Origin of the sequence: Psychrobacter raelei (assembly GCF_022631235.3) — a bacterium.
Lineage (GTDB): Bacteria > Pseudomonadota > Gammaproteobacteria > Pseudomonadales > Moraxellaceae > Psychrobacter > Psychrobacter raelei.
In genome coordinates, this window is sequence record NZ_CP093310.2 from 1,634,098 (window position 1) to 1,646,469 (window position 12,372).

At 44.9% G+C, this 12,372-nt stretch carries 11 protein-coding genes; 4 read left to right on the forward strand and 7 right to left on the reverse strand.

Annotated elements, in window-relative coordinates:
- The first annotated feature begins 39 nt into the window (after nucleotides 1-39).
- The 3 genes from MN210_RS06970 to cysE all read left to right on the forward strand — a co-directional run bounded on the left by MN210_RS06970 (nucleotide 40) and on the right by cysE (nucleotide 2,711).
- Nucleotides 40-705, forward strand: coding sequence for a LysR substrate-binding domain-containing protein (locus MN210_RS06970; RefSeq protein WP_338411930.1), 666 nt, complete (start codon nucleotides 40-42; stop codon nucleotides 703-705).
- Nucleotides 706-878: 173 nt separating this feature from the next.
- A complete protein-coding gene (locus MN210_RS06975) occupies nucleotides 879-1,700 on the forward strand; it encodes an RNA methyltransferase (protein ID WP_338412831.1) in 822 nt (273 codons plus the stop codon).
- Nucleotides 1,701-1,832: 132 nt separating this feature from the next.
- Complete coding sequence (gene cysE, locus MN210_RS06980; protein WP_110816598.1) at nucleotides 1,833-2,711, forward strand: serine O-acetyltransferase; 879 nt, start codon at nucleotides 1,833-1,835, stop codon at nucleotides 2,709-2,711.
- Between the two features lie 53 nt (nucleotides 2,712-2,764).
- Here the strand turns inward: cysE and MN210_RS06985 are convergent, their stop codons facing one another.
- From MN210_RS06985 to pheA, 7 genes are all read right to left on the reverse strand, one after another.
- Nucleotides 2,765-3,382: a hypothetical protein gene (locus tag MN210_RS06985; RefSeq protein ID WP_338411931.1), complete on the reverse strand. Its 618-nt coding sequence runs from the start codon at nucleotides 3,380-3,382 to the stop codon at nucleotides 2,765-2,767.
- Between the two features lie 30 nt (nucleotides 3,383-3,412).
- Entirely contained in the window at nucleotides 3,413-3,796 is a 384-nt protein-coding gene (gene folB, locus MN210_RS06990) for a dihydroneopterin aldolase (protein WP_011960498.1), read from the reverse strand.
- A gap of 62 nt (nucleotides 3,797-3,858) precedes the next feature.
- Nucleotides 3,859-4,809 carry an EamA family transporter RarD gene (gene rarD, locus MN210_RS06995; protein ID WP_011960499.1) on the reverse strand — a complete coding sequence of 317 codons (951 nt, stop codon included), beginning with the start codon at nucleotides 4,807-4,809 and terminating at the stop codon, nucleotides 3,859-3,861.
- Nucleotides 4,810-4,992: 183 nt separating this feature from the next.
- Nucleotides 4,993-6,099 carry an RNA-guided endonuclease InsQ/TnpB family protein gene (locus MN210_RS07000; protein WP_338411932.1) on the reverse strand — a complete coding sequence of 369 codons (1,107 nt, stop codon included), beginning with the start codon at nucleotides 6,097-6,099 and terminating at the stop codon, nucleotides 4,993-4,995.
- Between the two features lie 227 nt (nucleotides 6,100-6,326).
- Entirely contained in the window at nucleotides 6,327-8,639 is a 2,313-nt protein-coding gene (locus MN210_RS07005; protein ID WP_338411933.1) for a bifunctional prephenate dehydrogenase/3-phosphoshikimate 1-carboxyvinyltransferase, read from the reverse strand.
- 63 nt (nucleotides 8,640-8,702) lie between these two features.
- A complete protein-coding gene (gene hisC, locus MN210_RS07010; protein ID WP_110816602.1) occupies nucleotides 8,703-9,806 on the reverse strand; it encodes a histidinol-phosphate transaminase in 1,104 nt (367 codons plus the stop codon).
- 78 nt (nucleotides 9,807-9,884) lie between these two features.
- Entirely contained in the window at nucleotides 9,885-11,033 is a 1,149-nt protein-coding gene (gene pheA / locus MN210_RS07015; RefSeq protein WP_011960502.1) for a prephenate dehydratase, read from the reverse strand.
- Nucleotides 11,034-11,379: 346 nt separating this feature from the next.
- Between pheA and MN210_RS07020 the strand changes: the two genes are divergently transcribed.
- Nucleotides 11,380-12,327 carry a transaldolase gene (locus MN210_RS07020; protein WP_241879713.1) on the forward strand — a complete coding sequence of 316 codons (948 nt, stop codon included), beginning with the start codon at nucleotides 11,380-11,382 and terminating at the stop codon, nucleotides 12,325-12,327.
- Nucleotides 12,328-12,372 lie beyond the last annotated feature (45 nt).

Genomic DNA, 12,372 nt, shown 5'->3' on the forward strand with positions numbered 1-12,372 from the left:
CCCTTTGGCAAAGAGTGCGCACCCAAAATCGATCAGTTTATGCAGCTTTATCATCGCCTTGAAACCGACCTACAGTCTACTGCTTTAGGAAAATACGGTAAGATAAGAATAGCCACTGTTCCCTCTATAGCCACCAAACTGCTGCCTGACGTCTTAGCAGAATACTCCAGACGTTATCCTGATGTAGAGATAAGCTTGGTTGATGACAACTCGGTAGGTGTTTGCAACCGTTTGCTTGCTGGCGAGGTCGATATTGCGCTAGGTAATTTAGACACCACCCATGAGCAAGAGGTAACTTTTATGCCGTTACTCGCTGACCCTATTGGCGTGGTCTGCACCAAAAACCATCGACTTGCTCAGTTTAAAGAGGGTGTCGTGTGGCAAGAGCTGTTAGGCGAACCTTTTATTTATAACGGTACCTGTCAGTTACTCAGCCATACCCCTGCTTATGAGATAAATATCAAGCCTAGATATGAGGTGGGCAATATTACCTCCTTATTCTCATTATTAAGAAATGAGCTCGGTGTGACGACCTTACCCAAGCTTGCCTTTCCAGAGTACGATAACCATTTGGTATGGATACCGCTTATTGACCCTATTGTAAAACGTCAGATAGGCATGTTTAGCATTGCTGGCAGAACATTACCACCGCAAGTACAGCTTTTTACTCAGCTTTGCTCCAGTTATATAAAAAGCTTAAATTGAGTGTAGACTCATTGAGTTAATGGCCCAGCTTACTTATAAAGACAGCACTTATAAGGAAAGCCCCATAGATTTTCAGCCCAGTTTTCATTAAACTTAACCGCTTAACTTAGCAATAAACAACCTAAAGATACCCTATGACCGCTCCTTTTGCTTCAAAGTCTACACCTATACACATGGATGTAGACCGCCACAGTCCTGATTTACGTCAACGTTTAAATAGCGTCCGTATCGTTATGGTCAATACCACTCTGCCTGCTAATATAGGGTCAGCGGCTCGTGCCATGCTCACCATGGGGCTAACAGACTTGGTTGTAGTCAACCCTAAACACCCGATTGACGAGGACAGTATCGCTCATGCTGCAGGCGCTAAATCAGTGTTAGATAACTGTGCAGTAGTGGATACCTTAGATGAGGCTTTGAGCGACTGCCAGCTGGTATTTGCCGCCAGTAGTCGCCAACGTCACATACCAAGACCTGTGGTCACCCCAGATGAGGCAGCCCAATTGGTTTTAGATAGACCCATCGGTGAGACCAAAGTTGCCATTTTGTTTGGCAGAGAGGACCGAGGGCTTACCAATGAAGAGCTGGCACTGGCAGACTATCACATTCAAATCGATGCCAATCCTGATTACCCAGTGCTTAATGTGGCCTCAGCAGTTCAAGTTATATCCAGCTTTTTTTACAGCCGTTTCTTGCAGCACAGCCATAGCAAGCTAAATCAAACCAATGACACTGCTGATAAAGACGGTACTGATATTGAGGTAATGATACGCCAAAAATGGGATGCACCGGCTGTCAATCAACAACAAAAGCAAAGCTTACAGTCTCGTATAATAGAGCTGATGCATAGCCTAGAATTGGTAGAGAGTACAGAGCATGATAAGCTAAGAGAGTTGCCCAGCCGACTATCACGGCTGCTATCTCGACTACAGCTTGATCAAAAAGAATTTGAGCTGTTAAGTGCCATCATTGCTAAAGTACAGCGCAGACTCTAAAATGAGCGTTTACCTTGTTTTATTACTTCAAGGGATTTAGCACTTTTACGTACGTATAAGCACTCTTAAGTTGTATAATCTAAATAAGATTACTTAGCTATTTCATTTTAAACAACAAAATAAGACATCGCCATGAGACTCATTAAAGCCATTAAAAAAGCCAAGGCCTCATTACAAGAAGACATTGCCGCTGTATTCAATCGTGACCCTGCAGCCCGTAACAGTACCGAGGTACTGCTGACCTATCCCGGTATTCATGCCTTAATATTACACCGCGGTGCCCATTATTTATGGAATAAAGACTACAAGTTCTGTGCTCGCGCCATCTCATATGGTTCACGCATGGTCACTGGTATTGAGATCCACCCAGCTGCTCAAATTGGTCGTCGATTTTTTATTGATCATGGCATGGGTGTGGTTATCGGTGAGACCGCCAAGATTGGCGATGATGTGACTTTATATCATGGAGTTACCTTAGGCGGCGTCTCCTTAGGTCAAGGTAAACGCCACCCTACTTTAGAAGATGGCGTGATCGTTGGTGCAGGTGCAAAAGTATTGGGCCCCTTCACAGTAGGTAAAAACGCTAAGATTGGCTCTAATGCAGTGGTTGTCAAAGAAGTGCCTGCCGAAGCCACCATGGTGGGCAATGCGGCGCGTATGATTACAAGTAGTGCTGAGGATGAAGCGAACAACACTTCGGCCGCGTTAGAGGCGACCAAACAAAAGCCGACAGCTAACAATGAAATCAGCTGCCCTGATGAGATTATTGCTAAACCGCAAAAGGCGCATAAAAAACGTCTGTCAGAGCGGGTAGACTTTAATGCTTATGGCCTCAATCCAAACTCTGAGGACCCAGTAGCAGAAGCCTTTAGCAAGATGCTCAGCCACATTCAGCAGTCTGAGACACGTATTAGCGAGATGCAAGAGGCGCTGTGCCGCTTGGACCCCAATTTTAAGCCCAAAGACTGTCATAAGATTTCAGCCGATGAGATTGATGTTATTAATAATTAGTCAGATGCGGCCGCAAACCCATCGCTAAAAAGCCGCAACGTAAAAAAGGCCACTTACTCTAAGTGGCCTTTTTGATGCAGCTCTTGTAATCCTACCCACTCATGATGCTTAAAGGGATAGCGCTCTGCGATACCAATCAGCTCATTATCGGCTGTTTTAATAGCCAGTACATCTATATCTATAATCACCCTGCGATTCTTAGGCTCACTCATATTATGAATCACAGAATGCACATCAAGCTGACTGAGTTTTTGGGCTTCAAAAAACTCATTTTGTATCTGTTTTTCAATAATCTTCGTGGTTTTTATCAGCTCCCCCAAGCTTGGGTTATCCAAGGCGGTGTGTACACCCATAATCAGATAGCCACACTGATTGGTATAATCGGGTTTGGGATTATCTTCGGTGGCAGTATAGTCTGGATTGACAAACTCAGTTGACCACACGCTGTTTTTGGCAAGCTGAGATAAGCACTGCCGAGCCTGCGCCAGATGTTTATCAGCCGCCTCATTGCTACCCAGCTCAACCACATATCCTATTGGTTGGGTCTGGCAAATCTGCGCTAAAGGCTCAATGGCACTCAACACCTTTACCAAAGAGGTATCAGAATCATCGGCAGGTGCAGATTTGCTTTTTTCGCTTATGCTATTTTTATAAGGCACTATACGGCTCATGACACACCACTCCTATGTCCATCTAGGCGCTTACTCTGCTGTTTTGGCAGTACGCGTAATTTGTACCGCAACGTAATCCGCCTCTTTAATGGCCGTGGGTTTGGCTACCGTAACCGTCACTTGAGTGGTGGCATATTTTTGTAAGATATTTTGAGCAATTAATTCAGCCAGTGTCTCAATCAGCATGGCTTTGGCCTGCTGACACCACTGGGTGATGTCATCACACACGGCTTTGTAATTAATGGCATGGTCAATATCATCACTACTTGCCGCCTCCCTGATATCCGTTGCCATCGTCACATCAATCACCAAGGGCTGAGTAATTACCCGCTCCCAATCAAATACCCCGATTACTGCCTCAACTTTTAAGCCGTTAACTTTGACAAAATCAGTGGGGTTGTCTTTTTTACTCATTACAGTCTACTTTTATCAATTATTAGGAAGTTCAATTATTCGCAAATTCAATTATTAACAAGTTAATTAGCACGCTTATTGAGCTGTTTGCTGGGGCGATTTTGCCATAAATCTATACTAAACAACAAAAGCCCAAACCAGATAAGACCAAATATCATTAGCCGATGTGTATCAAAAGGCTCATGGTAATAAAATATTGCCAATAAGAAAATAATCGTTGGGGTCAAATAGTTCATAAAGCTTAAAATACTATAGGCCACCATCTTGGTCGATTGGTTAAACAGCAGCAGCGGTATTAGGGTGATTGGACCTGCCAACATCAAAAACCAAATGTTATCGCTCCACCAAAATGACAAACTTGAGCTGGCCACATTGGATGTCATAAACCACCAAATACATAGCGGCACAAGTAGCGCCGTTTCCAAAAACAGCGAGTCAAGCGCAGGCAGTGGCGTCCGTCTTTGCATAACTCCATACACACTAAAGGAGCACGCCAATATCAAAGACACCCACGGCAAATTACCCAGCATAATTACTTGGATAAGTACCGAGGAGATGGCAAAGCCGACCGCTATCCATTGCAGCGGCCGCAAACGCTCTTGCAAGAATACCAAAGACAATAAAATACCAATTAACGGGCTAATAAAATAGCCCAAACTGGCCTCTAAAATCTGATTGGCATTGACCGCCCACACATAAGTGAGCCAGTTAGTGGCAATGATAAGGCTTGATAAAAAGGTAATCCAAATCAGCCGCGGCTGCGCCTTTAAAGTAGCAATCCACTGCCATCGCTTGCTCACTATCAGCACCAAACTTAGGCACACAAAGGTCCAAATAATACGGTGGCCGATAATCTCTACGGCATTATACTCACCCAAACGCTTGAAATAAAAAGGAAAACTCCCCCATATTGAAAAAGCAATTAAAGCGGTGATGATGCCCTTACTGGTGGTATGAACCACCGCAGGCTTGGGCTTACTGGGTGTGCTATTGGTGGGAGTGGCTAATGACATAAGACATCCAAAGGGCTAAATGCAGTCAGCTATATTAAGATATAGGCAATGTTAATAAACGCAGCAAAATCAAAATTATAGTCATAAAGACTATGATAAGCAGCAGCGATACAAAAAATATTGAAATTATAACTCGAGAAACCGCTCAGCGTTGTATCAACTGCTTTTGACTTCCTCCCCTCGCTAAACCGAGGGGATTCCTACAGCTAGACGGTCAAGCCCGACCGCAAGGATGTTCTTAGCAGCATTGATATCTCTATCATGCCATGTGCCACACTCAGCACACCTCCATCCTCTTATTCCAAGACCTGCTCTACCGCTCAAGCTACTACCGCTTATTTTAAGGCAGTACGAGCAGGTCTGGGTAGTGTAACTCTCATTCACTATCTCAAACTGACAACCTGCATGCTTGCATTTATATTCCAGTTGTCTTTTGAGTTCAAACCATCCTGCATCATATGTCAATTTAGCTAGGTTGGTCATCGAATTAGTGAATGAGCGTGATTTAACATCACCAACCACAATTAAGGCATTATCCTTAACTAATTGGGTGGTGAATTTGTGTATGGCATCTAATCTTGAGTTTTTAATTTTGGCGTGTATTGCCTTTACCCGGCTTTTATTGTTTGCACGCTGGGCGACTGCTAATTTATTCGCCCATTTTTGAGTTTGTTTGGTTGTCAGCTTGTCACCGTTTGAGGTGGTAGCAGACTGCTTTAAGCCTAAGTCAATACCAACGCTGCCTTTGCCACTTGCTTGTCTAGGAAAATCTTTGACGGTAATACAGGCATACCAGCGATGACGGCTGTCTTGCACTATCTCAAGCGTGTTGATTTGATATAGGCTTAGATTATAGCTATCGAATACGTCTATGATAAGCTTTTGACCTTTACAGAGCGATAGCTGTATGGTTGATTTCAGTGCTTTTTTACCTGTTTGTCTGGTATGTAGATACTTGATGGCTGATTTTTTAAAGGGTATCCAACCAAGCGATTTGCGTTTGGCATCGGGTCGGTTGGTTCGCCAATTGAGTTTGGCTTTTTTAAACTGTTTACGAGATTTGGCGTGAGTTTCATTGATAGCTTGTAAGGTTTGCGAGTGCAAGCCTAAATACTCACCACTGCCTTTGGTGTATTGGCTTAAATCATAGGCGGAAAAGTACTTACCTGTGCGTCTTACATGCTCAAAGCTTAACGCATTAACATAGTTCCACGCATAGTTAACACTCCCAGCTAGTTTGTTTAGCTGGTTTGCATGTTTGTCTTTGATGCGTAGCTTGAGTGTTTTCATAGGGTTAGTATGGCGAGGTTAATTTTAACTTGCAATACTTTAAGTGCTGATCACGACAGTGTGTGTCGCCTTATATCCACCCCCTGAAGTGGGTGGCTTTACGGCGACCGGTGATAAATGCACAGTTAAATCATAACAAACGTTTTGGCTGTTCTAAACAGCAAAGCCATCTCATAACAGATGGCTTTGACTTACACTGTGCAGCTAACAGCAGATAACTTAGCTTTTTAGCCTTGACGAGTGGCTAGGTTCATACCAATTTTATTTGCCAACTCCGCAAAGCCTGGGAAGCTGGTATTCACGGTTTCTACCCCTTGAATGGTAATGGTGTCAGTAGCACGCAAGCTTGCCACAGAGAAGCTCATCGCGATACGGTGATCGTGGTGAGAGTAGATTTCACCGCCGCCAAACACCGCTTGATGAGATTGACCATCACCTTTACCCTCGATAATAATGCCATCTTCAGTTACTGTACAGTCCACACCCAATTGGGTCAGACCATCTGCCATTACTGCGATACGATCTGATTCTTTTACACGAAGCTCTTTGGCTCCCGTTAACACGGTTTGACCTTGGGCACAGCTGGCGGCAACGAATAGCACTGGAAACTCATCAATCGCCAAGGGCACTAGCGCCTCTGGAATGGTAATGCCTTTTAACTGAGCCGACTTGATAGTGATATCTGCCACAGGCTCACCGCCCACAAAAGTCTCATTACTTAGGCTAATGTCTGCACCCATAAGCTTTAAAATATCAATGATACCAGTACGTGTCGGATTCATACCCACTTGAGTGATGGTAATTTGGCTGTCTTTGGCAATAGAGGCCGCCACCATAAAAAATGCTGCTGAGGAGATATCAGCAGGTACAGCAATATCACAAGCAGTCAGCTTACCGCCGCCCTCAACGCTGATGGTATTGCCCTCGACTTCCACATCATAACCAAACGCGCTTAGCATACGCTCGGTGTGGTCACGGCTAATCTCTGGCTGAATTACGGTGGTCTTCCCCTCAGCCCATAGACCGGCCAAGATTAAGCAAGATTTTACCTGAGCTGAAGCCACCGGCATGTCGTAAGTGATGCCATGCAGCTTACTGCCACGCTTGTCGCTGCCCGTGATGCTAATAGGCGCCGTGCCTCGCTCTCCTGTGGTCTGTAAGGTGGCACCCATTTCACGCAGCGGCTTGGCCACACGCTCCATCGGGCGCTTAGATAAGCTTGCATCGCCGGTTAATACGCTATCGAAGCTTTGGGCGGCCAAAATACCCGATAATAGACGCATGGTAGTGCCTGAGTTCCCCATATATAAAGGGGTGCGACTAGGCTTTAGACCATTGATACCTACCCCATGAATGACCACATTACCATTTTCTGGCCCCTCAATAGTCACGCCCATGTCTCTAAAGGCTTGTAGTGTCGCTAGGGCATCCTCGCCTTCTAAAAAGCCACTTACCCGAGTCACGCCTTCAGCAAGGCTACCAAACATGATGCTACGATGTGATATTGACTTATCACCCGGCACAGCGATAGTGCCATTAATGGTTGAGCTTGGAGTAATAATGTATGCACTAGAGGTATGGGTTGAGGTTGCCATAGAGTTTTCCGTATTGGTTTTTGTGTTAGATATTTCCGTGATATTTTTAGTATAGGGGGTACCGGTTAGCATATGCCCAAAGTGCTTTCTGGCAGACTGAGCGCGGCCTAAAAGCCCCAGTAGCTGAGTTGAATCCTCATCTTGAATAAGGCGGCGCAGCTTAGCTAGATATTGACTGTATTCATCTAATGCATTTAACAAAGCAGGTTTGTTGGCAATAAAAATATCATGCCACATTACCGGATCGCTTGCGGCAATGCGGGTAAAATCGCGAAACCCGCCAGCAGCATAACGAAAAATATCCATATTATCATCATGATCCGCCAACTGCTCAACCAGATTAAAAGCCAACAAATGCGGCAAGTGACTGGTGTAAGCCAATACTGCATCGTGATGTGCCACATCCATTTTCATGACTGTCGCGCCCACACTCTGCCACAACTGGCTGATTTGAGCAATGGCCTTAGGTGTGGTGCTTTTTAACTCACACACAATCAGGCTGTGATTGACAAACAAATGACTGCGGCGGGCATGAAATCCAGACTGCTCGGCACCGGCTATTGGGTGTGCAGGCACAAACCCTGTGGGCAGCTGACCAAAAGCCTTTTGTGCGGCATCTACCACGTTCTGTTTGGTACTACTGACATCGCTAATTAAACACGCTGTCGTAATCAGACCTTGCTGCATAGCGCTGTTAATATCAGCAAATACAGCACCCACTGCCTTGACCGGTACCGCTAGGATAATACAATCACTACCTGCGACTACCTCAAACAGTGAGTCGCTCCCCTTATCAATAACGCCTGCCTCTATCGCTGACTTAATACTAGGAGCATGTCTGTCTACGGCCACAAGCTTTGCAGCCAACTGTCTGTCCCTAATTGCTTGAGCAAGGCTTGCGCCAATAAGGCCCAGACCAACAATACAAACCTGTTCAAACAACATATGCGCCAAACCTATCTTATCTTGTTATGTGAGTAATCAATAAAACCACGTCAGTATAACCGACTACAGGGACTGCAACGTATCACGCAGGGTATCTATCAATCTTGTATTGTCCTCAGGCGTTCCCACAGTGATACGCAGCCACTCGGGCAGACCATACGCAGTCAGTGGATACACAATCACTCCTTGCTCCAATAAGGCCTGATTAATACTTTGAGCATCCCCCACGTTGACCATCACAAAGTTGGCATAGGATTTGACGAAACCCAAACCCAGTGCATCAAATTGCTTGCATATCCAGCGCATCTGACCATCATTGATTTTATGCACTTTGGCAATAAAGTCTTGATCACCCAAGGCCGCCACAGCAGCTGATTGCGCCACCAGACTCACATTAAAAGGCTGACGCACTCTATCAAGCATAGTTGCCACTTCAGGATGGCTCAACGCATAACCCACGCGTAGACCTGCCAGCCCATAAGCTTTAGAGAAAGTGCGCACAATAATCACATTATCAAAATCCTCAAGTAAAGCGCGATTATTACTCTCAGGGCTATACTCGACATAGGCTTCATCTAGCACCACCAACACATGTGAGGGCACTTGAGCGACAAAATCACGTATCTCTTCACTGCTTAACAAGGTGCCGGTCGGGTTGTTAGGATTGGCAATAAATACCAAGCGCGCATTGGGGGTATGTTGAACCGCATCAAGCATAGCCGGTAAATCATGACCATAGCGCTTAGCGGGTACTTCAACACCCTTAGCCCCTAGTATCTTAGCCAGCATAGCGTACACAATAAAAGCATATTCGCTATAAATAATGGCATCTTCATGGCCCACAAAGGTACGGGCTATCAAGTCGAGCAAATCGTTAGAGCCATTACCTAAAGTGACCTGCTTACTGTGCACCTCATTAAAATACGCTAACGCTTGTTTAAGGTCATGCCCTTTGCCATCTGGGTAGCGAGCCAATTGCCCCAGCTGCTCAGTGATGGCCAAGGTTACGTAAGGCGAGCACCCTAGCGGGTTCTCGTTGCTGGCAAGCTTTAAGACATCATTTACCTCATACTCACGTTTGAGCTCCTCCACAGACCTACTCGATTGATAAGCGCTTAGGGTGGCTATGCTGGCGTAAGCTGGGGTTGCAAATGTCTTTTGACTCATGATACTACCTTTATAAGTGGGCCTTTATAGGGCTATTGAACGTTTAACTTTTAGGTTTTTTAGGTTAATGGCTAGCGCTTAAATCACAGCTTGCGGATAAGAGCCTAAGACACGAACATCTCGAACTAAAGGACGAATCTCTTCAATGGCCGCGCGCACATTTTCATCCTCAATATGACCTTCCATATCAATAAAGAACACATAAGACCATTTATTAGGGCGCTCAGGACGGGTCTCGATGCTGGTCATAGATACGCCGTGCTTAGATAATGGCTTTAAAATCTCAATTAAGGCGCCCGCTTTATTATGCGCTGAGACCAAAATAGAGGTTTTGTCTTGGCCTGAAGGCGCAATATCTTCATGACCTATGATCAAAAATCGAGTGGTGTTACCTGGATTATCTTCAATATTTTCATGCAGCTTATGTAATCCGTATTCTGCGACAGCCACATCACCGGCAATCGCCGCTGAGTGCCATTCGTTCTTAAGACGGCGCGCCGCCTCCCCATTGCTTGACACTTGAACACGCTCAACATTAGGATAATTCACATCTAGCCAATGACGGCACTGTGCCAACGACTGCTGATGTGAATAAATACGGCTTAGACTATCCACCTTGGTATGCTCAGCCACTAAGAAGTTTTGATGAATGGGCAGCTCCACCTCACCAATAATTTTTAGAGTAGAGCCTAAAAACCCATCGAGTGTGTGGTTAACAACGCCTTCAGAGGAGTTCTCAACAGGCACAACCCCATACATAGCAGAACCCGACTCCACCTCACGAAATACATCGGTAATGGTGGTTAACGGCACGGTGGTTGACGCTTTGCCAAAGTGTTTCAGCGCAGCAGCGTGAGTAAAGGTACCGACTGGGCCCAAAAAGGCAATTTTTTGCGGGGCTTCTAAGTCCAAACAAACCGACATAATCTCACGAAATAAGCGCGCCATTTTTTCATCACTAATGGGACTGTCTGACGCTTGATTGCGCTTCATGATGTTTTTTAGCACCTGTGCTTCTCGCTCTGGGCGATAAAAGATAGGATTAGACTCTACCTCATCGGCGTGCTCTTTTTTAAAGATGGCCACTTCTTGAGCCAATTTGGCACGGTTGCTAATAAGTTGTAAAATCTCGCCGTCTACGTGATCAATTTTTTGGCGAAGCTCACCTAATACATTTGTCGAGGCTGCTTGAGCCGCATTATTATCGTTATTTGTTGACGAAGTCATAAAAAAGCCTATAGGTCATGTTATGATAATTGGATAAGTTACACGTCATAAAAATGACGTTTCATCCAAGCGACTTTATAAAAAAAAGTCCTAATAAAGTAACTATAACAAACTTACGCCCTGTTAAGATAGCGCCGTTTAAATACCAACTTCACTGAGCTTCCATTGTACCGTACGGTTTTTGGAATGTTTAGCATATTTTTAATGGTATTAAGCACATAGCTAGTTTAATATGCAGGCGAAATTAACGCTAGGGTGTCCTGCCTGATTGCTCAAGTTAGCACAAAATCAGGCCAAGATACCCTTGATATTTTTTAATCTCATAGAAACAAATTAGGAATACATGATGAGTGCCTTATCTCAATTACAGACCATGACCACCATTGTTGCTGATACCGGTGATTTAAGCGCCATTGCACGCTTAAAACCAGTTGATGCAACGACCAACCCTAGCCTCATTACCAAAGCACTCACTCACCCTGACAAGCAGGCCATGTTATCTGACACCCTAAATCGCTACTCAAATCATGGCGAGGATATGATTGATAAAGTAATCGATGACTTGACCATCCAAGTGGGCTTAGACATCCTAAAACTTATCGATGGCCGTGTGTCTACTGAAGTTGATGCCCGCTTATCTTATGATACTGAGGCCACCATTGCCAAAGCGCATGAGTTTATGGAAGCGTATGCGCGTGCCGGCGTGGATAAAGAGCGCATCTTAATTAAGATTGCTGCCACTTGGCAGGGTATTAAAGCGGCTGAACAGCTTGAAAAAGAAGGCATTCATTGTAACCTGACGTTGATTTTTGGTCAGCATCAAGCCGTTGCCTGTGCTGAGTCTGGCGTGACTTTGATTTCACCTTTTGTAGGCCGTATTCTAGATTGGCAAAAGCGCGAGCAAAACCGTCAAATTATCCCAATTAGCGATGATATGGGCGTGCAATCTGTAAAGCGTACGTATCAGTATTACAAACAGCACGGCTACAACACGCAAGTAATGGGTGCAAGCTTTAGAAGTGTAGAGCAAATACTTGCCTTGGCCGGTTGCGATTTATTGACCATTTCACCTGACTTACTTGATGAGCTAGCGGCTTTAGATACCCCAGTTGAGCAAGTATTATCACCTAAAATGGCAAGTGACATCATGCCAAAAGTCAGCCTAACTGAAGCACAGTTTAATGCCGCTTACGAACAAGATAGCATCACTCAGCACTTATTGCCCAAAGGTATCGATGGCTTTATCGCTGCTCGTGATGAGCTGGCCAAAGCCTTACATCAATTGGTAAAGTAATGAATCGATAAGCTTTAGGCTTATAAAAATCCAAAAAAAACTCTA

Excerpts from the sequence above, each read along its gene's own strand:
- MN210_RS06970 (WP_338411930.1), top strand. The coding sequence starts at position 40 with ATGCAGCTTTATCATCGCCTTGAAACCGACCTACAGTCTACTGCTTTA.
- MN210_RS06975 (WP_338412831.1), top strand. The coding sequence starts at position 879 with ATGGATGTAGACCGCCACAGTCCTGATTTACGTCAACGTTTAAATAGC.
- cysE (WP_110816598.1), top strand. The coding sequence starts at position 1,833 with ATGAGACTCATTAAAGCCATTAAAAAAGCCAAGGCCTCATTACAAGAA.
- MN210_RS06985 (WP_338411931.1), bottom strand. The coding sequence starts at position 3,382 with ATGAGCCGTATAGTGCCTTATAAAAATAGCATAAGCGAAAAAAGCAAA.
- folB (WP_011960498.1), bottom strand. The coding sequence starts at position 3,796 with ATGAGTAAAAAAGACAACCCCACTGATTTTGTCAAAGTTAACGGCTTA.
- rarD (WP_011960499.1), bottom strand. The coding sequence starts at position 4,809 with ATGTCATTAGCCACTCCCACCAATAGCACACCCAGTAAGCCCAAGCCT.
- MN210_RS07000 (WP_338411932.1), bottom strand. The coding sequence starts at position 6,099 with ATGAAAACACTCAAGCTACGCATCAAAGACAAACATGCAAACCAGCTA.
- MN210_RS07005 (WP_338411933.1), bottom strand. The coding sequence starts at position 8,639 with ATGTTGTTTGAACAGGTTTGTATTGTTGGTCTGGGCCTTATTGGCGCA.
- hisC (WP_110816602.1), bottom strand. The coding sequence starts at position 9,806 with ATGAGTCAAAAGACATTTGCAACCCCAGCTTACGCCAGCATAGCCACC.
- pheA (WP_011960502.1), bottom strand. The coding sequence starts at position 11,033 with ATGACTTCGTCAACAAATAACGATAATAATGCGGCTCAAGCAGCCTCG.
- MN210_RS07020 (WP_241879713.1), top strand. The coding sequence starts at position 11,380 with ATGAGTGCCTTATCTCAATTACAGACCATGACCACCATTGTTGCTGAT.